This is a genomic window from Sphingopyxis sp. (assembly GCF_041916015.1).
Classification (GTDB): domain Bacteria; phylum Pseudomonadota; class Alphaproteobacteria; order Sphingomonadales; family Sphingomonadaceae; genus Sphingopyxis.
Window position 1 is genome coordinate 29,403 of the sequence record NZ_JAYSAH010000095.1, and the last position, 20,494, is coordinate 49,896.

At 66.2% G+C, this 20,494-nt stretch carries 18 protein-coding genes; 4 read left to right on the top strand and 14 right to left on the bottom strand.

Features of this window, described 5'->3' with window-relative positions; all coding sequences use genetic code 11:
- Nucleotides 1-33 precede the first annotated feature (33 nt).
- Entirely contained in the window at nucleotides 34-603 is a 570-nt protein-coding gene (locus tag ACE3SL_RS14100) for a glycoside hydrolase family 108 protein (RefSeq protein ID WP_374526359.1), read from the top strand.
- A 64-nt stretch (nucleotides 604-667) separates the two neighbouring features.
- Complete coding sequence (locus tag ACE3SL_RS14105; RefSeq protein WP_374526360.1) at nucleotides 668-1,081, top strand: holin family protein; 414 nt, start codon at nucleotides 668-670, stop codon at nucleotides 1,079-1,081.
- Nucleotides 1,082-1,109: 28 nt separating this feature from the next.
- Here the strand turns inward: ACE3SL_RS14105 and ACE3SL_RS14110 are convergent, their stop codons facing one another.
- The 13 genes from ACE3SL_RS14110 to dapA form a co-directional block, all read right to left on the bottom strand.
- Entirely contained in the window at nucleotides 1,110-1,592 is a 483-nt protein-coding gene (locus ACE3SL_RS14110) for an SRPBCC family protein (protein ID WP_374526361.1), read from the bottom strand.
- Nucleotides 1,589-4,243 carry an alanine--tRNA ligase gene (gene alaS, locus ACE3SL_RS14115; RefSeq protein ID WP_374526362.1) on the bottom strand — a complete coding sequence of 885 codons (2,655 nt, stop codon included), beginning with the start codon at nucleotides 4,241-4,243 and terminating at the stop codon, nucleotides 1,589-1,591. The genes ACE3SL_RS14110 and alaS overlap by 4 nt, the downstream gene beginning before the upstream one ends.
- Nucleotides 4,244-4,294: 51 nt before the next feature.
- Entirely contained in the window at nucleotides 4,295-5,032 is a 738-nt protein-coding gene (locus tag ACE3SL_RS14120) for a hypothetical protein (RefSeq protein WP_374526363.1), read from the bottom strand.
- A gap of 81 nt (nucleotides 5,033-5,113) precedes the next feature.
- A complete protein-coding gene (locus tag ACE3SL_RS14125; protein WP_374526364.1) occupies nucleotides 5,114-5,707 on the bottom strand; it encodes a hypothetical protein in 594 nt (197 codons plus the stop codon).
- Nucleotides 5,697-6,323: a glutathione S-transferase family protein gene (locus ACE3SL_RS14130; protein ID WP_374526365.1), complete on the bottom strand. Its 627-nt coding sequence runs from the start codon at nucleotides 6,321-6,323 to the stop codon at nucleotides 5,697-5,699. The genes ACE3SL_RS14125 and ACE3SL_RS14130 overlap by 11 nt, the downstream gene beginning before the upstream one ends.
- A gap of 18 nt (nucleotides 6,324-6,341) precedes the next feature.
- Nucleotides 6,342-7,157, bottom strand: coding sequence for an agmatinase (gene speB, locus ACE3SL_RS14135; protein ID WP_374526366.1), 816 nt, complete (start codon nucleotides 7,155-7,157; stop codon nucleotides 6,342-6,344).
- A gap of 279 nt (nucleotides 7,158-7,436) precedes the next feature.
- Complete coding sequence (recA, locus tag ACE3SL_RS14140) at nucleotides 7,437-8,513, bottom strand: recombinase RecA (RefSeq protein ID WP_374526367.1); 1,077 nt, start codon at nucleotides 8,511-8,513, stop codon at nucleotides 7,437-7,439.
- A 193-nt stretch (nucleotides 8,514-8,706) separates the two neighbouring features.
- Nucleotides 8,707-9,054, bottom strand: a complete 348-nt coding sequence (locus ACE3SL_RS14145) for a response regulator (RefSeq protein ID WP_374526368.1) — start codon at nucleotides 9,052-9,054, stop codon at nucleotides 8,707-8,709.
- On the bottom strand, nucleotides 9,047-11,407 hold the full coding sequence (locus ACE3SL_RS14150; RefSeq protein WP_374526375.1) for a response regulator: 2,361 nt from the start codon (nucleotides 11,405-11,407) through the stop codon (nucleotides 9,047-9,049). The genes ACE3SL_RS14145 and ACE3SL_RS14150 overlap by 8 nt, the downstream gene beginning before the upstream one ends.
- 110 nt (nucleotides 11,408-11,517) lie before the next feature.
- Complete coding sequence (locus ACE3SL_RS14155; RefSeq protein ID WP_374526369.1) at nucleotides 11,518-13,572, bottom strand: M13 family metallopeptidase; 2,055 nt, start codon at nucleotides 13,570-13,572, stop codon at nucleotides 11,518-11,520.
- A gap of 100 nt (nucleotides 13,573-13,672) precedes the next feature.
- Nucleotides 13,673-14,296, bottom strand: coding sequence for a DUF2062 domain-containing protein (locus ACE3SL_RS14160; RefSeq protein ID WP_374526370.1), 624 nt, complete (start codon nucleotides 14,294-14,296; stop codon nucleotides 13,673-13,675).
- On the bottom strand, nucleotides 14,293-14,778 hold the full coding sequence (gene smpB, locus ACE3SL_RS14165; RefSeq protein ID WP_237838242.1) for an SsrA-binding protein SmpB: 486 nt from the start codon (nucleotides 14,776-14,778) through the stop codon (nucleotides 14,293-14,295). The genes ACE3SL_RS14160 and smpB overlap by 4 nt, the downstream gene beginning before the upstream one ends.
- Before the next feature lie 4 nt (nucleotides 14,779-14,782).
- Nucleotides 14,783-15,664: a 4-hydroxy-tetrahydrodipicolinate synthase gene (gene dapA / locus ACE3SL_RS14170; protein WP_374526371.1), complete on the bottom strand. Its 882-nt coding sequence runs from the start codon at nucleotides 15,662-15,664 to the stop codon at nucleotides 14,783-14,785.
- Between the two features lie 142 nt (nucleotides 15,665-15,806).
- Here dapA and ACE3SL_RS14175 point away from each other — a divergent pair, with 142 nt between their 5' ends.
- Together ACE3SL_RS14175 and greB are read left to right on the top strand one after the other, a co-directional pair.
- Complete coding sequence (locus ACE3SL_RS14175; RefSeq protein WP_374526372.1) at nucleotides 15,807-17,792, top strand: transglycosylase SLT domain-containing protein; 1,986 nt, start codon at nucleotides 15,807-15,809, stop codon at nucleotides 17,790-17,792.
- A 6-nt stretch (nucleotides 17,793-17,798) separates the two neighbouring features.
- Nucleotides 17,799-18,284 (top strand): transcription elongation factor GreB, encoded by a 486-nt coding sequence (greB, locus tag ACE3SL_RS14180; protein WP_374526373.1) that lies wholly within the window; start codon nucleotides 17,799-17,801, stop codon nucleotides 18,282-18,284.
- Between the two features lie 172 nt (nucleotides 18,285-18,456).
- On the opposite strand, the gene ACE3SL_RS14185 is transcribed toward greB, so the two are convergent.
- A complete protein-coding gene (locus ACE3SL_RS14185; protein WP_374526374.1) occupies nucleotides 18,457-20,163 on the bottom strand; it encodes a caspase family protein in 1,707 nt (568 codons plus the stop codon).
- Nucleotides 20,164-20,494 lie beyond the last annotated feature (331 nt).

Below are 20,494 nucleotides of genomic sequence, written 5' to 3' on the forward strand. Positions count from 1 at the left end.
TTAATGAATTCAATGAACCGAAAGGAACGAATCATGCCAAAACCCGACCCATCGACTTCGGGCGCCGACGCGCTGATCGATGCCGTCATCGACCGCGAAGGCCGATATGTAAACCACCCCGCCGACCGCGGCGGCCCGACCTGCTGGGGCATCACCGAGGCGGTCGCGCGCGCGCAGGGCTATGCCGGCGCGATGCGCGACCTGCCGCGCGCCGAGGCCGCGTCGATCTACCGCCGCCTCTATTGGCTGCGCCCCGGCTTCGACCGCGTCGCGCTACGGGCGCCGAAAATCGCCGCCGAATTGTTCGACACCGGCGTCAACATGGGCACCGCCATCGCGGCGGGCTTCCTCCAGCGCGCTCTCAACGCGCTCAACCGCACCGCGCGCGATTATCCCGACATCGCGGTCGATCGCGAGATCGGCCCGCGCACTTTGTCGGCGCTCGATGGCTTCCTGAAGGTGCGCGGCAAGGGCGGCGAGACGGTCCTTCTGCGCGCGATGGAGGCGCTGCAGGGCGAACGCTACATCGCGCTCGCCGAACGCCGCCCGAGCCAGGAGGCCTTCCTCTATGGCTGGCTCGCCAACCGCATCGGCGAGAACTGATGCCGCCCAACGTGCGAATCGCGAATGAAGTTCCGCAGTTTTCCTGGCATGATGGAGAATCGAAATGAGCATTATCGAAGGCCTGATCGGCCCCGTCGCGAAGCTGATCGACAAGATCATTCCGGACCCTGAAGCGCGCGACCGCGCCAAGCTCGAACTGCTGAAGCTCGAGGGCAGTCAGGAGATGGAGGCAATCAAGACGCGGATGACCGCGATCGTCGCCGAGGCGGGCAGCGCCGACCCGTGGACCAGCCGCGCGCGGCCGAGCTTCCTCTATGTCATGTACGCCCTGTTGCTCTGGGCGATCCCGATGGGCCTGATCGCCGCCGCGCGCCCGGAGATGGCAAAGGGCATCGCCGACGGCATGAATGCCTATCTCGCTGGCATCCCCGAGCCACTCTACGCGCTCTTCGGCACCGGCTATCTCGGCTACACGGCTGCGCGGGCGTGGGGGAAAGCAAAGGGCGTGGAGGGCTAAATTCATCCCCTCCCCTGAAGGGGAGGGACTAACGCCTAGCTTCCACCACCGCTGCCAGATTCGCCAGCGACGAATTCAACCCCGCCTGATGATCCTTCGCCGAAATTCCCGGCGGCACCTGATGCGCATCGATCGTCACCAGCGTGCCGCCGCCCTTGCGCGACAGATACCAGTGCATCGCCATCGTCCCCGAAAATCGCGGGTCGTCGGACTCGAATTCGACCTCCCAGACGATCAGCCGTCCGTCGTCGAGCACCGGAATATGCACCTCGACGATATCGCTATCGTCGTCGCTCTTGGTCTCGACTTGCGCGTCGTCGAAGGTCAACCGCATCCGGAAACCGCCGCCCTCGTGCAGATCGCAACGATCGAATTCCCCCGTCGCGCCTTCGGGCGGCAACCAGCGTGCCAGCTTCTCCGCGCTGGTGAACGCGGCGAACACATCGACCAGCGGCGCATCGATCAACCGTTCGGCATGATCGGTGCGCCGCGTTTTCCTGGTCGGTTTCAAACCGTTGCCGCCAGCGCCGCAATCACCGCTGCGACCGCGTCGTCCGCCGCCTTGCCGTCGGGGCCGCCGCCCTGCGCCATGTCGGGGCGACCGCCGCCGCCCTGCCCGCCCAGCGCCGCGACCGCGGCCTTGACGAGATCGACGGCACTATGGCTCGCAACCTTGTCGTCGGTTACTCCGACCGCGACCGACGCGCGCCCGTCGTTGACCGCGACGAGCATCGCGACGCCGCTGCCGACCTGTTTCTTGAGGCCATCGACCGTGCCGCGCAGTTCCTTGGGATCGAGCCCGTCGACGACCTGCGCAAGGAAGGCGGTGTCGCCGACCTGTTCGATCGCAGGCCCCGCCGCCGCGCCGGCCCCGCCGCCCATGGCGAGCGCCTTCCTGGCATCGGCCAGTTCGCGCTCGGCTTTCCTGAGTTGCTCGGCAAGTGCGGCAACACGCGCCGGCACTTCGTCGGGCGAGGTCTTGAGCGCCGCCGCCGCCGCCTTCAGCGCCTCGTCGCGGCCGTTGAGCCACGCACGCGCCGCCTCGCCGGTGAGCGCCTCGATACGCCGCACACCCGAGGAGACCGCACTTTCGCCGACGATCTTGAACAACGCGATGTCGCCCAATGCGCGAACGTGGGTGCCGCCGCAAAGCTCGACTGAATAGCTATGGTCGTCCGCCTTGCCCATGCTGAGCACGCGCACCTCGTCGCCATATTTCTCGCCGAACAGCGCCATCGCCCCCGCTGCAATTGCGTCGTCGGGGGTCATCAGCCGCGTCGAAACCGGCTCGTTCGCCCGAATCTGCGCGTTCACATCGGCTTCGATGGTCGCAATCTCTTCTGGCGTCAGCGCCTTGGGATGCGAAAAGTCGAAGCGGAAGCGATCCTCGGCGACCAGACTGCCCTTCTGCGTCACATGATCGCCAAGCCGATTGCGCAGCGCCGCGTGCAACAGGTGCGTTGCGCTATGATTGGCGCGGATGCGGTCGCGCCGCGCAGCATCGACGGTAAGCTGAACCGTATCGCCGACCTTCAGCGTCCCCACCTCGAGCTTCGCCTGATGCGTGTGCAGACGGCCGAGCGGCTTGCCGGTGTCGCTGACGCTCGCCTTCGCGCCCTCCAGCGTCGCGATCGTCCCCGCGTCGCCCATCTGGCCGCCGCTCTCGCCATAAAAGGGGGTCTGGTTGGTCAGCACGACCACCGTGTCGCCCGCCTTGGCCTCATCGACCGGCTTGCCGTCGCGGACCAGCCCGATCACCGTCGCCTCGCCCGCGGTCGAGGTATAACCCGTGAACTCGGTGCTGCCGTTCGTCTCGGCGAGGTCGAACCAGATTTCGTCCGACGCCTTCTCGCCGCTCCCCTTCCACGCCGCGCGCGCCGCCGCCTTCTGCTGCGCCATCGCCGCGTCGAAGCCCGCGCGATCGACATTGATGTCGTGCGCGCGCAACGCATCCTCGGTCAGATCATAAGGGAAGCCATAGGTGTCGTAGAGCTTGAACGCCACATCGCCGGGCAGCGTGTCGCCCTTGCCCATCCCGACCGTTGCTTCGTCAAGGAGCTTCAGTCCCTTGTCGAGGGTCTGACGGAACTTGATCTCCTCACGCTCCAGCGTCTCCGAAATCAGGGGCTGCGCGCGGATCAACTCGGGATAGGCTGCGCCCATCTCGGCGGTCAGCGACGGCAGCAGCCGATGCATCAGCGGGTCCTTCGCGCCGAGCAGGTGCGCATGGCGCATCGCGCGGCGCATGATCCGGCGCAGCACATAGCCGCGGCCCTCGTTCGACGGCAGCACGCCGTCGGCGACGAGAAAGCTCGATGCGCGCAGGTGGTCGGCGATAACGCGGTGGCTCGCCTGCGTCGCCCCTTCGGCGGGCACCCCGGTCAAATCGACCGACGCCGCGATCAGCGCCTTGAACGTGTCGGTGTCATAATTGTCGTGGACGCCCTGCAGCACCGCGGCGATGCGTTCCAGCCCCATGCCGGTGTCGATGCTCGGCCGCGGCAGGTCGAGCCGTTCGCCGCCCGGCAGTTGCTCATACTGCATGAACACCAGGTTCCAGATCTCGACGAAGCGGTCGCCGTCTTCCTCCGGCGATCCCGGCGGGCCGCCCCAGATATGGTCGCCATGGTCATAGAAGATTTCACTGCACGGCCCGCACGGCCCGGTGTCGCCCATCGACCAAAAATTGTCGCTGGTCGGGATACGGATGATCCGCTCCTCGGGAAGCCCCGAAATCTTGCGCCACAGGTCGAACGCCTCGTCGTCGGTATGATAGACGGTCGCGGTCAGCTTTTCGGGCGCCAGCCCCCACGTCTTGGTGATCAGCGTCCACGCATGGTGGATCGCCTGTTCCTTGAAATAGTCGCCGAAGGAAAAATTCCCCAGCATCTCGAAGAACGTATGGTGCCGTGCCGTATAGCCGACATTGTCGAGGTCGTTGTGCTTTCCGCCCGCGCGCACGCACTTCTGCGACGAGGTTGCGGTGCTGTACGGGCGCTTCTCCAGCCCCGTGAACACATTCTTGAATGGCACCATCCCTGCGTTGACGAACATCAGCGTCGGGTCGTTGTACGGCACCAGCGGCGCCGAAGGCTCGATATGATGCCCCGCTTCCCCGAAATAGTCGAGGAACGAGCGGCGAATGTCGTTGGTCGATGTCATGCGCGCGATCTAGTGCGGAGCGCCGCGTTTCTCAAGCGTTACGCACAGGGGTCAGCGCCTGCACAATCCATTAAGCTGCTCGTCGGTCAGGCCCTGCTGCTCGACCAGCGCCTGCGCGATATAGCGCACGTCATATTGCGAGACACGATATTCATTCTCCCGCACGCGCTGCAACAAGATGCCGCCGCAGGTTCCGGCGATGCCCGGATGGTCATCGATCACGGAAAAATAGGCGTAGGCGCCGGGATAAGCCGCACCATCAGGATTGTTGAGCCACGCGATGAACTTCGGCGTCATCGTGCCCGCTCCGGTGCGATTCCGCATCGCATCGGCGCGAAGCCCATCCCAGTCGGCCCGCGTGATTTCGATCAGCGGGTCCATCATCGCCATCCCCCTGGCTGCATCTCCCGTATCGAACTGGTCGAGGAAGCGGGTGACGAACACCGTGGCGCTCGCCGTCTCCGCCGCACTCGCCGTCCAGTCGGCGGGCACCGGCTTGTAAGGGTCAGTCACCGGGTCGAAGCAGAAGAAATTCTGCTTCATATTGTCGATCATCGAAACATTGGTCTTCAGGTCGACGCGATTGTCATATTTGAAACGGCCGAACCGCACGTCGAGCTTGCCGCAGCGCAATTTTGCCGAAGCCCGAATCCGGTCGGTGACCGGGGTCAGATCGCTGGCTGCGATCGTATCGACCGACGCGACATAGCTCTGTCCGGAAACCGCCGCGATATGGATATCGGGCTGAGCCGACGCCGCCAGGAGCAGCGCCATCGTCATCATCACCATTTCGCCCACCCCCGTTTCGGCACCCCGGCCGAATATGGCGTCCTGCCCCGGTGCCGCGCAAGGCCAATTTCGGTATGCGCGTCAAAAGGCGGTCGCGATGCCTTTGCCCAGATAACATGGGAGTTGCCGCAGGACGTCGGCCTTGGGGACTCCATCCTCGATCAGCTCGGGCGGCACTTCGGAGGTGTCGATGCGTACGACGGTGAAGGCGCTCAGCGGATCGGCGCGATGGACGACGACATAGCCGCAATCCATCGTCCCATCGGTGCGGTCGCCGCGGAAGTCGAAGGCGGCATAGAGCCCCGCCGGCTGCCCCGGCGGATCGGGATACCAGCTGAGGCGCAGGATGCGGATCTGGCCGTCGGCCCACAGCGCGGCGCGCTTCCGCATGTTCATTTCCCACTCGAGCCGCGGGTTCGACGCCTGGAAGGACAGGCGCAGCATCGCATAGGCGGCGGCAAAGTCGCGCCGCGCCAGTGCTTTCGCATATTCCGCAAAGCGGTCGATCGCGCCCTCCTCGTCGGCGGGCGCCGGCTTGAAGGCCACGCCTTCGGGGGCGATGGTTTCGCGCTCGATCTCGGGCGCAAGTGTCGGCGGCGCGCCCGCGGAGGCCTGGACGCCCGCGAGCAATGCCGCCGCAAGCACGGCGAGGCGCCCCGCCCGTTCAATAGCCATAATAGGCGCCGCCCTTTTCGCGCGCGCGCCGCCACGCCGGTCGGTCGTGGCACATGTTCACGAAATTGGCGAGCTTCGGATAGCGCGGCGCCATGCCCTGCATGATCGCGATCTCGGCGGGAAAACTCAGCATCACGTCGGCCGCGGACAGTTCGTCGCCGATGAAATGTCCGCCTTCACCGACCTCGCTCTCCATATAGGAGAAATGCGAATCGAGCTGCTGCGCGATGCGCGGTTCGAGCGCTGCCGCGGCCTCGCCGAGCCGCGCGGTGTAGACGCGGAGCAGGATCGGCGTCATCGCCGACCCCTCGGCAAAATGCATCCATTGCAGATGGCGGACATGATCGTCGGTACCGCGCGCCGGGACCAGCCGCTCACCGCCATGATAGTCGCAAAGATATTCGACGATCGCCGCCGATTCGATAATGGTGCGCCCCTCATCCTCGAGCACCGGCGACTTGCCGAGCGGGTGGACGGCGAGCAGCTCGGGCGGCGCGAGATTGGTGACCGGGTCGCGGTCGTAGAATTTGACCTCATAGGGCGCACCAATCTCTTCGAGCAGCCACAGGATGCGCTGCGAGCGGCTGTTATTGAGATGATGGAGGATCAGGGACATGGCGCTCTCCTTCGGATATCAGGACGGACAGGGGCCGTTGCGGTCGATCAGCGCGGCGAGTTCGCGCACCAGCTTGGCGCCGAGGATCGCGGTGACACCGCCCACGTCGCGGCCCGGGTGGAGCTCGACGATGTCGGCACCGGCGATCGGCGCGGTCTGCTTATGGAGGACGGCCAGCAGCTCGCGGACCGTCAACCCGCCCGGTTCGGGATGCGCGACGCCGGGCGCCGCCGACGGGTCGAGCCCGTCGAGGTCGATCGAAATATAGAGCGGGCCGTCGAGGGCCGGCACCGCGTCGGGCGTGAAGCCCGCCATCGGCACGATCTCGACCCCGAATCGTGCCGCCTGCTCGCGGCAATGCCGCGTCAGCGTGCGGATGCCGACCTGCACCAGCCGCGCCGCGTGGCCCGCTTCGCAGATGCGCGCGAAGGGCGAGGCATGGCTGCGCGGGTTGCCGCCGAAATCGTCATAAAGGTCGGGGTGCGCGTCGAAATGGAGGATATTCACCGGGCCGAAACAGGCAGCCGCAGCCTCGACGAGCGGAAAGGTCACCGCATGGTCGCCGCCGAGCGCGAGCGGCACCTCGCCATCCTCGCGCAGCATCGCGACATGGCGGCGGATCGCCGCATCGTCGCGGGCGGTATCTTCGGTCAGCGGCAAGTCGCCGTCGTCGGCAAAGGCGATGTCGATGCCGATTTCGGGGCCGAGTTCGCTGGCGAGATTGCCGCGATCGCTGCGCAGCGCGGCGCGAATGGCCGCGGGACCCGCCGCCGCACCGCGCTCGAAACTGCTGTTGATATCGGTCGGCAGGCCGAAAAGGCGGATCGCGGGCATGGCGTGTTTGTAACCGCTGACAAAGGCGACGCAAGGATCATCGATCCGATCCCCCGAAAGCCGGCCCGTCAACGAAAACTTGTCAAACTTGTCACCTGGTACGTCCGGAAAACAAAGATTTAGACCCAAGAAAAACTCGATCAACGGCGGGCGGGCCGACCTGCTGGAGAGGGGCTGATGCAGGTGCGATGCGGCCGCAAAGAGGCCGCGGGGCCCGCCGCCGTCGGCCGGCCGGTTCACAGGAGAGGAAACCGGCCGGATGGCAGTCAGTCTGGACGGTCAGATATCGCCGTCATCGTCATCGGGGCCGGCCATCATCTCCTCGGCCACCGCATCGGTGCGGCCGCGGATCGCGGCTTCCAGCCGTTCGCGAAGTTCGGGGTTCTCGGTCAGGAAATTCTTCGCATTTTCACGGCCCTGCCCGATGCGGATCGAATCATAGCTGAACCAGGCGCCCGATTTCTCGACCAGCCCGGCCTTGACGCCGATGTCGAGGATTTCGCCGATCTTCGAAATGCCCTGTCCGTACATGATGTCGAATTCGACCTGCTTGAACGGCGGCGCAACCTTGTTCTTGACCACCTTCACGCGGGTGGTGTTGCCGACGATCTCGTCGCCGTTCTTGATCTGGCCGGTGCGGCGGATGTCGAGGCGAACCGAGGCGTAGAATTTGAGCGCGTTGCCGCCCGTCGTGGTTTCGGGATTGCCGTACATCACGCCGATCTTCATGCGCAGCTGGTTGATGAAGATCACCATGCAGCGCGAACGGCTGATCGAGCCGGTGAGCTTGCGCAGGCTCTGCGACATCAGGCGCGCCTGCAAGCCGACATGGCTGTCGCCCATCTCACCCTCGATCTCGGCGCGCGGGACGAGCGCGGCGACCGAGTCGACCACCAGCACGTCGATCGCGTTCGAGCGCACCAGCGTGTCGACGATTTCGAGCGCCTGCTCGCCCGTGTCGGGCTGCGACACGATCAGTTCGTCGATGTTCACCCCGAGCTTGCGGGCATAGACGGGATCGAGCGCATGTTCGGCATCGACGAAGGCGACGGTGCCGCCCGTCTTCTGCGCTTCGGCGAGCGTGTGCAGAGCGAGCGTGGTCTTGCCCGAGCTTTCGGGGCCGTAGATTTCGATGACGCGCCCGCGCGGCAGGCCACCGACGCCGAGCGCGATGTCGAGGCCGAGCGATCCGGTCGAGATCGCCTCCACCTGCATCGCTTCCTTCGAACCCAGCTTCATTACCGAGCCCTTGCCGAACGCGCGATCGATCTGCGCGAGCGCGGCGTCGAGCGCCTTCTGCCTGTCCGTTCCGTTCACTGATTTCCCCGATTCGACGAGTGACAATTGTCCGGCCATTTGCTGTCCCTTTCCTGCTCTAGAGCGACGGTGGAAGCATCGCAACGCCTGCCTCATGTGCCACATTTGTTCCCTTGGAACAAGAGGGGAACAAAAATAGTCGTCGCCCCCGCGCAGGCGGGGGCCGCTGGAGGTCTACGCAGCAGTGACGGGCAAGGACGACCGCGGCCCCCGCCTGCGCGGGGGCGATGCTTCAGGCCCCGAATTCCTCAATCGCCGCCTCAATATCGCCGATCCGGAACGGCTTGGTCACCAGTTTGCGGTGCGCATGGTCTGCGGGAATCACGTCGCCGCCGCCCGAGGTGAAGGCGAAGGGAATGCCGCGCGCCGCCAAGGCATCGGCAATGGGCCAGCCCTTTTCGTCGCCGAGATTGATGTCGACCAGCGCCCCGGCGAGCGATTCGGACCCGATGATCGCGAGCGCCTCCTCGTTGCTGGTCGCCTGCGCGGGTTCGGGCAGGCCGAGCGCGTCGAACATATCGGCCAGCATCATGCCGATCAGCACATCGTCCTCGACGAGCAGGATGCGCCCCTCAGCCATGGTTCACCCGATGCGCCGCCTCGTCGAGCGCCGCCGACACCGCCTCGGTCAGTTGCGCCACCGAAAAGGGTTTGGGCAGGAAGGCGACGTCGTCGATATTGATCGACTGGCGGAGCTGCTCTTCGGCATATCCCGACATGAAGAGGACGGGCAGCGCCGGGCGCTTCGCGCGCATCGCGCGCACCATCGCGGGGCCGTCCATCGTCGGCATCACGACGTCGCTGACGACCAGATCGATCTTGTCCATCGCAGCAAAGCGCTCCAGTCCTTCTTCCCCCTGCGAGGCGGTCACGACGCTGTAACCCGCTCGGGTCAGCGCGCGTTCCGCGACCGCGCGCACCATATCCTCGTCCTCGACGAGCAGGATCGTGCCACTGCCCCACTGGCTCTTCTTCGGCTTCGCGGCCGGCGCAGGCGTGGCCGGCGCGTCGCTGCCCGCGCGGTGGACGGGCAGATAGATGGTGAAGCTCGTCTGCCCCGGCTTGCTGTCGGCGAAGATGAAGCCCGCCGACTGCTTGATGATGCCATAGACGGTCGACAGGCCGAGCCCCGTCCCCTTTCCGACATCCTTGGTCGTGAAGAAGGGCTCGAAGATCTTGGGCAGCACCTCGGCGGGAATGCCGCTGCCGGTATCGCTGACCTTGAGCGCGCTATAGTCGGCGGGGGGCATAAACTCATTGCCCATCTGGCGCACGTCCGCCGCCGACACCGGATAGGTCTCGATCGTCAGCGTGCCCGCACCCGCCATCGCGTCGCGCGCATTGACCGCGAGGTTGATGATCACCTGTTCGAGCTGACCGGGGTCGGCGCGGACGGCGCCGAGACCGCGGCCATGATGGACCGAAAGCTGCACCGTATCGCCGATCAGGCGCTTGAGCAGGTGCGATACTTCCGAAATCACATCGGGAAGCTGGAGGATTTGCGGACGCAAGGTCTGCTGGCGCGAGAAGGCGAGCAGCTGCCGCGTCAGGCTGGCGGCGCGGTTGGCGTTGCTGCGGATCTGCTGGATGTCGTCATAGTCGCTGTCACCGGGGGTGTGGCGCATCAGCATCAGGTCGCAGGCGCCGAGCACCGCGGTCAATATATTGTTGAAGTCGTGCGCGACGCCGCCCGCAAGCTGCCCGACCGCCTGCATCTTCGATGCCTGCGCGACCTGGCGCTTGAGCCGCGATTCCTCGCTCGAATCCTTGAGGCTGAGCAGCACCGCCGCCTCGCCGAGTCCCCGCACCCCGACGACGCGCATCGACACCGGATCGTCGCCCTGCCCGATCAGCCGGATCGACAGGTCGCCGCCGACCTGCTGGCCGCTGCTGTGGCGGCGGATCATGTCGGCGAGCGGCCCCTTGTCTTCGCCGACCACCAGATCGCCGGGGTAGCGCGGCGGCTTGCCGTCGCCGATCCCGGCGGCGCGGCCGAAGGCGCGGTTCATGTAGAGGAAGCGGCCGTCGCGATCGACGAGTGCCAGCCCGAAGGGAAGCAGCGAGAGCAAGGTCTCGACATAGGCCTGCGCGGTGCCGCGATCGGCGGGCCCCATCTCCTCGTCGAGCATCGCGAGCAGCATCGGGCCGTGGCTGTCGGCCGGAGCGAGCGGGATTTGCAGCATCCGCACCGGGGTCGCGCGGTCGCCCTCGCGCGCGAAATAGAGCGAGCCCGCATCGTCGAGGCGCAGCATCGCGGCGACATCGCGGCCCGCATAATGCGCCTGACCGCCCTCATCGAGCGCGCGGAGCAGGAAGGCCTGGTTGGCGACGCGCAGCCGCCCTTCGGCGCTGACCAGCGCCGCCATCACTCCGGCTCCGCCCAGCGTCCGCCCGGCGGGACCGTCGAGATGGCGCATCACCTCGGTCGCGAGGTCGAGCCGTTCGAGCGCGGAAAAGCGCCAGACGAGATAATCCTCGGCCTGCCCCGATCGCATCACCTGCGCCTGCAATTGCAACGGCCCGACCGCAATCTCGTCGACCCGGCCCTCACCATCGCGCCACGCGGTCCGGCCCGCATTTTTGAGCAGCTCGGCGCCGCGCCCGTCGAGCGGCAGCCCCGGCGGGGTGACGAAGCCGCCCATCCACGTCGCGAACAGGTCGTTGGCGCAGACCAGGCGCCCGCCGCGGTCGGTCACCGCGATCGCGACATCGTCGTGATTGACCGCGGCGCGGAGCATCGTCCAGTCGGGGAGCGGCGTCTCGGCGCCGATCGCCGCGGGAAACAGCCGCCGCGCCAGCAGGACGCCGCCCGCCGCGACCGCGAGCCCGGCGAGGAAACCCGCTGCCAGCACGGCGTCGCGCGTCGCCCAGAAGAGCAGCCCGACCGACAGCAGCGCGAGGGCGGCGAGAATCGCGAGATCGAACTGCGACAGCGCCGCGCGCCCGGAAAAGGCGCCCGCGGCAGGGCCCGCCCCCCTGCTGAAATCGGTCTCAGCGGAGGGCAGGCTTTGCGCGGTCAATTGACACTCTTTCTATGGGCGCATCACCAGATGCGGACACGATCCTTCGGCGCCAGATAGAGCTTCTGGCCTTGCTTGACGCTATAGGCCTTATACCAAGGGTCAAGGTTACGCGAGACCCAAGCGCGCTGGATCGACGGCGAATGCGGGTCGGTGGTGATCCGCTGCGCCAGATTCTGTTCGCGATAGTTGCGGCGCCACACCTGCGCCCAGCCGAGGAAGAAGCGCTGGTCGCCGGTCAGTCCGTCGATCACCGGCGCGTCCTTGCCGCCGAGCGACTTTTTGTAGGCGTCGTAGGCGATCGTCAGGCCGGCAAGGTCGCCGATATTCTCGCCGAGCGTGAAGGTGCCGTCGAGATGCTCGCCGGGCAGCACTTCATAGGCGTTATATTGCGCGACGAGCGCCTTGCCCGCGGCCTCGAACGCCTTGACGTCCTCGGGCGTCCACCAGTCGGCGAGCTTGCCGGTCTCGTCGTATTTCGCGCCCTGATCGTCGAAATGGTGGCTGATCTCGTGACCGATGACCGCGCCGATGCCGCCATAGTTGATCGCGGCGTCGGCCTTCGGATCGAAGAAGGGCGGCTGCAGGATCGCGGCAGGGAAGACGATCTCGTTCATCCCGAAATTGGCGTAGGCGTTGACCTCCATCGGGGTCATCCCCCACTCCCAGCGGCGGATCGGCCCGCCGAGGCGGCTGATATTGTCGTCGTGCTGGAACTGGTTCGAGCGCAGCGCATTGCCGAACAGGTCGTCGGCGCGGATGTCGAGCTTGCTGTAGTCCTTCCAGCGGTCGGGGTAGCCGATCTTGGTCGTGAAGTTCGCAAGCTTCTTCTTCGCCTTGACCTTGGTCGCGGGCTGCATCCAGGTCAGGTTGCCGATGCGGGTGTCGAGCGCCGCGAGGACATTCTTCACGAGCACGTCCATCGCCGCCTTGGTCTCGGGCGGGAAATATTTCGCGACATAATCCTGGCCCACGGCCTCACCCATATTGTTGGTGGTGAAATCGACCGCGCGCTTCCAGCGCTCCTGCATCTGCGGCGTGCCCGAGAGGGCTGTGCCGTAGAAGGAGAAGGCTTCCTGCGCGACCGCATCGGGCAGCTCGCCCGAGAAGCCGTCGAGGCTGCGGACGAGCAGCGCATCGCGGAGCACGCCGATCGGCGCGTCGGCGATCAGTTTCGCCTCGCCGGTGAGCGCACTCGGCTGCGACACGAGGATCGAATCTTCCTTGACCCCGATGCCGCGGATGAAGGCGGCCCAATCGAAGCCCGGCGCCGCCTGGGCGAGCTCGGCGACGGTCATCTTGTTATAGACCTTGGTCGCGTCGCTGCTGTCGTTCTTGTCCCAGTGGACGGTCGCGACCTGCTTCTCGAAATCATAGATCGCCCTGGCGCGCGCCGCAGCGTCCTTTTCGCCCGCGAGCGTCAGGACATTTTCGAGATGCTTGAGGTAGGCAGCCTGCAGCTTCGCGTTGCGCTCGCCGTCCTTCAGATAGAAATCGCGGTCGGGCATGCCGAGCCCGCCTTGGAACATCGTGTAGATATAGACGTCGGGATTCTTGTCGTCCTGCCCGACATAGCCGCCGAAGAAATGCGACACGCCGCTGCGGTCCGCCTCGGCGAGCAGCGCGGGGAGCCCGGCCTTGTCGACGGCGCGGACCTTGTTCAGCCACGGCTGGATCGGCGCGAGGCCCTTCGCCTCGACCGCCGCCGAGTCGAGATAGGAGGCGTAAGCGCGGCCGATCATGCTGTTCGGGTCGCCCTTCGCCGCCTCGAGAATCTCCTGCGTGCGCTTCTGCGACAGGTCGGCGAGCGCGGTGAACATGCCGTAATTCGACTTGTCGGCCGGGATCGCGGTATTCTTGGCCCAGGTGCCGTTGGCGAAGGCATAGAAATCGTCGCCCGGCTGGACGCTCTTGTCCATGCCCGTAAGGTCGAAGCCGAAGTCGCCGATTTCGGGCTTGGCGGCGGCATCGGCGGCGGGCGCGGGCGCCGCCTTGTCCTTGGCGAAGGTGGCGGGCGCGGCGCCGAACAGCATCGCGCCAAGCGCGGCGGTCGCCAGCAGGCGCGCAGAAAGGTTCATGATCATGATATTCCCCAAATAGATAAGGCGAAAAGCACCCCGCGATGCAGGCGGCGCGATTTCACGATGGGTAAACTATAGGCCCGCCGGCCGGCAGGGTTCAACCGGCGGCGGTGTCGCTGGTCGATGCCTCAAGTCGTTGGTCGCGGGCGCGGCGGATCTTGCGCCGCCAGCGCAGGCGAATCCAGTTGTCCCAGATCAGCGAGGCGAGGATATAACCCACAACCGCCGACACGACCGATATGACGAACAGTCCGGCCAGCCCGCCGAGCAGCGTCGGGCCGACGTTGGCCGACACCCAGTTCCACCATTCGCCGAGCGACGCACCCTCGTCGTAGAGAATGTAGAGATCGGCGACATGCGTGTGCAGGCCGAACAGCGTGTTGCCGAGCCACACGGATGCAGCGAGGATCAGCGGCGTCGTGAGCGGGTTCGACAGAAAGGTCATCGCCGCGCCGATCGGGATATTGGCGCGGAACGGCAGCGCGAGCAGCGCGACGCCCAAAATCTGGACGCCGGGGATCAGGAAAAAGATGCCGACAAACAGCCCGAGCGCGGTGCCGCGGCGCACCGACGTGCGCGTGAAGCGCCACAAATGGCTGTGCGCGACGCGGTGCGCGAAGGGTTTGACGAAGCGGCTCGCGAGCAATTCCTCGCGCGTCGGCGAGTTGCGGCGGATCCAGTTCATCACGACCGCTTTGTCCCTGGGCGCCTTCCCGCTCATCCGCGGTCCTTCATCAGCCGCTCCTTGTCGCGCTTCCAGTCGCGTTCCTTGATCGACTCGCGCTTGTCGTGCGCCTTCTTGCCCTTGGCGAGCGCGAGTTCGACCTTGGCGCGGCCGCGGCTGTTGAAATAGACCGACAGCGGGACGAGCGTCATCCCCTGCCGCATCACGCCCGCGTGCAGCTTGTTGATCTCGCGCCCGTTGAGCAGCAATTTGCGCGGCCGCCGCGGCTCATGGTTGAAGCGGTTGCCATGGCTGAATTCGGGGATGTTCGCATTGATCAGCCACACTTCGCCGCCCGTCACCTCGGCATAGCTTTCGGCGATCGTCCCCTCGCCGAAGCGCAGCGATTTGACCTCGGTCCCCTGCAGCGCGATTCCCGCCTCGAACACCTGCTCGATGGCATAGTCGAAGCGCGCGCGCCGGTTCTCGGCGACGACCTTCTTCTTGTCGAACTCTGCGGCGGACTGCGGACGGGCCATTGAATTAAACCTGGATTACTCCCGCCGCGACCAATGCGGCATCGACGGCCTTGCGCGATGCTTCGGACGCCGGAATGATAGGTAGGCGCACTTCGGGCGAAAACCAGTCGTGGATGCGCGACAGCGCATATTTGACCGGGCCGGGCGAGGCATCGGAGAACATCGCCTTGTGCAGGTCGAACAGCCGGTCGTGCAGCGCCAGCGCCTCCGACCAGTCGCCCGACGCGCAAGCCGCGGCGAAATCGGCGCAGAGGCGCGGTGCGACATTGGCGGTGACCGAAATGCACCCGACCCCGCCGAGCACTGCGTGCGGCAGCCACAGGTCGTCGTTGCCGCTGAGCTGGCAGAAATCGGCCCCGGCCCCCGCGCGCTGGATCGTAACGCGCGCGAGGTCGCCGCTCGCATCCTTGATCGCGACGACCGACGGAATTTCGGCGAGCCTGCACATCGTCTCAGCGCTGATGTCGGTGACGGTGCGCGCCGGAACGTTATAGACGACGATCGGCAGATCGCTCGCATCGGCCAGCGCCCTGAAATGCGCGAGCAGCCCGTCCTGCGTCGGCCGGTTGTAATAAGGCGCGACGACGAGCGCCGCAGTCGCGCCAGCCTTCTTGGCGTAACGCATATGGCGGATCGCGGTCGCGGTGTCGTTCGACCCGCAGCCCGCGATCACGGGAACCCGCCCTGCCGCCGCCTCGATGCAGGCGTCGATCACCCGATAATGTTCGTCGAAGCTCAGCGTCGGGCTTTCGCCGGTGGTCCCGCACGGCACGAGTGCGCTCGTTCCCGCGTCGATCTGCCATTCGACCAGCCGTTTGAACGCCGGGGCGTCGAACGCACCGTCGCGAAATGGCGTCACCAAGGCGGGAATCGACCCGGAAAACATGCTCTGCTCCTTTACAAGGACTCCGCTCGACCGATAGAAGATCGAAGCGCGCTCTCTATTGGACGCCTATTCAGCGCCCCGCAAGGAGTTTGCTACTAAGATGCCCGGCATGATTTCGCTGCCTTCGATTTCCCGCCTGGCTTTGGCCCTGGCTCTCACCCTTCCCACCGTCGCTCAAGCCAGCGAACTCACCCCCGAACAAATGGCCTGGTATCGCGCCCAGATGGGGCTCGCCGCCTCGTCGGGGCCGCCGCCGTCGACCAGTTCGGTCGGCGATGCGGTGATGGAATGGCGGCGGCTGACCGCGACCAGCACCGCATCCTTCGACCAGCTTTCGCGCTTCCTGATGGCGAACCGCGACTGGCCCGACGCCGACAAGCTGCGCGTGCGCGCCGAAAAGGCGATTGCGCTCGACAGCTATGATCCGCAGCGCACCCTCGCCTTCTTTCAGGCCTATCCGCCGCGCACGCCAAGCGGCGAGCTCCGCTATGCGATCACGCTCAACGCGACCGGCCGCCGCGAGGATGCCAATGCCGCCGCGCGCCGCGCGTGGACGGGCGGCATCATCGACGAGATGGAGGTCAGCCGCGCGCTGAGCTTCTTCCCCGGCGCCTTCACCCCTGCCGATCATGACGCGCGGATGGACCGGCTGCTGTGGACCGGATCGACGATCGCGGCGGGCCGCCAGCTCGCCTATGTCTCGCCCGAAAAGCGCGCGATGTTCGCGGCGCGCCTCGCGATGCGCAGCGGCGCGGTCGATGCGGCGTTTCAGGCGTCGGCGGTCGAAAGCCAGAACCCGTCGATCCTCCGCACCGACGCGGGCTATATCACCGACAAGGCGACCTGGCTGCGCAAGGCGGGCCGCGTCGGCGAAGCGCGTTCGCTGCTCGCCGCGCCGCGTTCGCTCGCAAGGGCGCCGACCGATACCGAGGAGTGGATCGAGACGCTGCTCACCAATGCGCGGCAGGCGGATGCCGCGGGCGACAGACTCACCGCCTATAATATCGCAAAGCAGATCGACGACAGCTTCGCGCCCGGCGTGGTGATCCGCGAAGCGCCGCTCGGCGTGCGCGACGATTACACGTCGCTCGCCTGGCTTGCCGGCCAGCTTGCCTACAAGAGCCTCGGCCGTCCCGCCGAAGCGGTGCGGCTCTACGCCGCTTATGGCGAAGCGGCGCGCTCGGCGCAGACGCGGACCAAGGGCTTTTACTGGGCGGGCCGGGCGGCGCTCGCGGCGGGCGACCGCGATACCGCGAACCGCTATTTCAACGATGCCGCGCAGCATTATGACCAGTTCTACGGCCAGCTCTCGCTCGAACGCCTCGGCCGTCCGCAGCCCAAGCCGACGCCGAACCCGACGATCGCGGTCAACGGCGACGAGCGGCGGGCCTTCGACGACAACCGGCTGGTGCGCGCGGCACGCGCGCTCGGCGAGATCGGGGCGTGGCGCGAGCAGTCGCAATTCCTGCGCGCGATCGCACAACGCGCGACGACGCCCGCCGACCATGTCCTCGCGGGCCAGCTCGCCTCCGCAATCGGACGCCCTGACCTCGGCGTGATGATCGGGCGCAGCGCGCAGGCGAACAGCCTCGACGCGGTCGAGGTGTCGGGCTTCCCGACCGTGCGCGTGCCCAGCGGTCACGAAGGCAACTGGACCTTCATCCACGCGATCACGCGGCAGGAAAGCCAGTTCGACCGGCAGGCGATCAGCCATGCCGGGGCGCGCGGGATGATGCAGCTGATGCCGGGAACCGCACGCGAAGTCGCAGGCAAGCTCGGCATGAGCTATGATGCCGGGTCGCTGACCGCCGACACCAATTACAATCTGACCCTCGGCTCGACCTATTTCCAGCAGATGCTGAGCTATTTCGGCGGCAGCTATCCGCTTGCGGTCGCGGCGTACAACGCCGGTCCGGGCAATGTGAACAAATGGCTGCGCGCCAATGGCGACCCGCGCGGCGGCGGCATCGACATGGTCGACTGGATCGAAGCGATCCCGATCTTCGAGACGCGCAACTATGTCCAGCGCGTGCTCGAAAATGCCGTCGTCTACGATACGCTGCGCGACGGGCGCAGCTTGCCCAAGGCGCCGCTCAGCTTCTACCTCGGCCGCCGTAATCCGGGATAGGCGCCGGTGGCGGGGGAGAAGACCAACATCATTTCGCCCGCGGGCTTCGCCGCGCTGCGCGCCGAATATGACGCGCTGCTGGGGCAGGAGCGCCCGAAGCTCGTCGAGGTGATCAGCTGGGCGGCGGGCAATGGCGACCGCAGCGAGAATGGCGACTATATCTACGGCCGCAAGCGGCTGCGCGAGATCGACCGGCGGCTCGGGTTCCTCGCGCGGCGGATGAAGGCGGCGCGCGTCGTCGACCCCGCCGAGCAGCCCGACAAGAGCCGCATCTGGTTCGGCGCCACCGTCGAACTTGCCGATTACGACGATGCCCGCCGCATCGTCACTTTGGTCGGCGACGACGAGGCCGAGGCCGGCGAAGGCCGGATCGGCTGGAACAGCCCCCTCGCCCGCGCCTTGCGCGGCGCCGCGGTCGGCGACCTTCGCACCGTGCAGCTTCCCGCGGGGCCGAAGGAGTGGGAAGTGATGGCGGTGAGCTATCCCTGCTGATTCCTTCTCCCCTTGAGGGAGAAGGATACGGAGCCTTGCGCCGCAGGTGCTAGGCGCAGTTGGATGAGGGTCGCGACGTTGCTTTTGATCTCGACCTCCTCACCCTCACCCGGCTTCGACTAGGCAGCAAGCTGCCAAGTCTTCGCATCCCTCTCCCCCAAGGGGAGAGGGTTTATTCGCCAATTCCCGCAATCAACTCGCGCTGATCCTTTCTGAGTTCGGGCAGATCGCGCGCGAGCTTGGCCCAATAGGCCGCCTCCTTCGCGTCCGCCGTGACGCCGCTGCCCTTGGCATAGGCCCAGGCGAGGATCGCGCGCGATCCCGCGAAGCCCGCGCGCGCGCCGATCCCGCAATCGTCGATCGCCTGCGCCAGCGTATGGTCGGCGAAATGCGCTTCGCAGAGCCAGTGATTACCCTCGGGATTGCCGCCGTCGGCGATCGCGCGCAGCCGCGCCATGTTCGCGGCGCGCGTGTCGGGAAAGACGGTCAGCGCGAAGATCGCCGCCGGATGGCCCTTCGCCGCCGCCTCGGCGTAAAGCGCCTGCGACCGGGCGAAATCAGGCGGGCCGAAGGTGCCCACCGCAAGCCGATAGGCAAGATGCGTCTTCGCCTTGGAGAAGCCCGCGTTCGACGAAGCGACATAAAGGTCATAGGCACGCTTCACATTCTCGGGCGTCGGGTCGTTTTCGAGCAGCAGATAGGCGAGTTCCTGCTGCCCCGCCGGAAAGCCCTGCGCCGCCGATCGTTCGAGATAGGCACGGGCGCGCGGCACATCCTTCTTCACCCCGACGCCGAGCGAGAACATATAGCCCGCGAGATGCTGCGCCAGCGGATCGCCGCCGTCGGCGAGCGCGACCAGCTCCGCCGCCGGATGGTGCGACAGAACATCGGCGATCAGCACCGGCTCGTCCTCGATCGCAAGCCGGTCGAGCGAGATATCCGCGAGCGGCTTTGCCGCCGCGCCGCGCGCGACCGAAGGCGCGGGCGGAGCGGGAGGCGCCGCCGACAACGACCCGAGCATCCCGCCGCGCGTCTCGGCGGGCACTTCGGGCGGGGCGACGAGATAATAATCGTCGAACCAGCTGCCGTAATGGAAGGGCTGCTGCGGCCCGTGGTCCATGCCATAGGTCCGCTTGTAGACGTCGCGCGAGACGATCTTGAAATAGTCGGAAATTTCGAGCCCCGGAATGGCGAGTTCCTTGACCACCGCCGCCGCAAAGGGGCTGACCGGCGATCCGACGGGCGCATAATCGAGCGCGGGGCGACCTTTCGCCGTCGAATAGAAGACCGCGCCCTGCCCGATGTCGAGCAACCCGAGCGGCGCCGACCCCGCTTCGCCCTTCGCCACATCGGCGTCCTCGACGCGGACGACGGGCTCGGCGGTGCGGCAGGCATCGACGAACAGCAAGGTGAAGGCGCCCGGCGGGACGACGCGCTTTACCAATGCCTCGATCGACAGATAGCGCTTCTCGACATCGGCGCGCCGCGTCGCGGGCGGGGCGTCCATCGGCACCAGCCAGTTGCGTCCGCCATATTCGAAGCCGTGCCCGGCATAATAGAGGATCACCGACCTGGCGCCCTTCGCCTCGTCCGCGAATTGGGCGAGGTCCGCGTCGAGCGTGGCCTTGTCGGCGTTGCGGACGATGCGCGGGGATATTCCGGCCTTGGCAAAGGCGTCGCAGACATAATCGATGTCGTTGACGGCATTCTTCAGCGACGGCCATTCCCAGTCATTATAGGCGCTGTTGCCGATCAGCAGCGCGACCCGGTCGCCGTTCAGCGGCGCGGTGCCGCACGGGCCCTGCGCGGAGGCCCGAGGGGTAACACAGAAAACAAAAAGGATCGCAACGAGCGCGCCCAGCCGGTTTCCACCCCTCATTCGCCTTCCCTCCGCCCCAAACTTGCCGATCGTCATTGCGAGCGGAGCGAAGCAATCCAGGGCGGTTTACGCACGCCCTGGATTGCTTCGCTCCGCTCGCAATGACGGGTGCTGTGTGTCATTTGCAGACTAAGTCTGCGAGCGACGGTAGGAAAGCGCAATTTCTGCTGTGAGCCACGTCACAAACCATGGCATCCCTATTGCATAAACGGGCGTCGATCCAGCGCGGAGGTTCCTATGCGAATGACGACTTTGGCAATGTTGCTGTTGGCTTCGGGGACCGCGCAGGCGATGCAGCGCCCGCAAAGTCCCCCGATGTCCGATGCTGAAA

Bases quoted from the DNA above. Each gene is read 5' to 3' on its own strand.
- ACE3SL_RS14100 (WP_374526359.1), top strand. From the start codon at position 34: ATGCCAAAACCCGACCCATCGACTTCGGGCGCCGACGCGCTGATCGAT.
- ACE3SL_RS14105 (WP_374526360.1), top strand. From the start codon at position 668: ATGAGCATTATCGAAGGCCTGATCGGCCCCGTCGCGAAGCTGATCGAC.
- alaS (WP_374526362.1), bottom strand. From the start codon at position 4,243: ATGACATCGACCAACGACATTCGCCGCTCGTTCCTCGACTATTTCGGG.
- ACE3SL_RS14120 (WP_374526363.1), bottom strand. From the start codon at position 5,032: ATGGTGATGATGACGATGGCGCTGCTCCTGGCGGCGTCGGCTCAGCCC.
- ACE3SL_RS14125 (WP_374526364.1), bottom strand. From the start codon at position 5,707: ATGGCTATTGAACGGGCGGGGCGCCTCGCCGTGCTTGCGGCGGCATTG.
- ACE3SL_RS14130 (WP_374526365.1), bottom strand. From the start codon at position 6,323: ATGTCCCTGATCCTCCATCATCTCAATAACAGCCGCTCGCAGCGCATC.
- speB (WP_374526366.1), bottom strand. From the start codon at position 7,157: ATGCCCGCGATCCGCCTTTTCGGCCTGCCGACCGATATCAACAGCAGT.
- recA (WP_374526367.1), bottom strand. From the start codon at position 8,513: ATGGCCGGACAATTGTCACTCGTCGAATCGGGGAAATCAGTGAACGGA.
- ACE3SL_RS14145 (WP_374526368.1), bottom strand. From the start codon at position 9,054: ATGGCTGAGGGGCGCATCCTGCTCGTCGAGGACGATGTGCTGATCGGC.
- ACE3SL_RS14155 (WP_374526369.1), bottom strand. From the start codon at position 13,572: ATGAACCTTTCTGCGCGCCTGCTGGCGACCGCCGCGCTTGGCGCGATG.
- ACE3SL_RS14160 (WP_374526370.1), bottom strand. From the start codon at position 14,296: ATGAGCGGGAAGGCGCCCAGGGACAAAGCGGTCGTGATGAACTGGATC.
- smpB (WP_237838242.1), bottom strand. From the start codon at position 14,778: ATGGCCCGTCCGCAGTCCGCCGCAGAGTTCGACAAGAAGAAGGTCGTC.
- dapA (WP_374526371.1), bottom strand. From the start codon at position 15,664: ATGTTTTCCGGGTCGATTCCCGCCTTGGTGACGCCATTTCGCGACGGT.
- ACE3SL_RS14185 (WP_374526374.1), bottom strand. From the start codon at position 20,163: ATGAGGGGTGGAAACCGGCTGGGCGCGCTCGTTGCGATCCTTTTTGTT.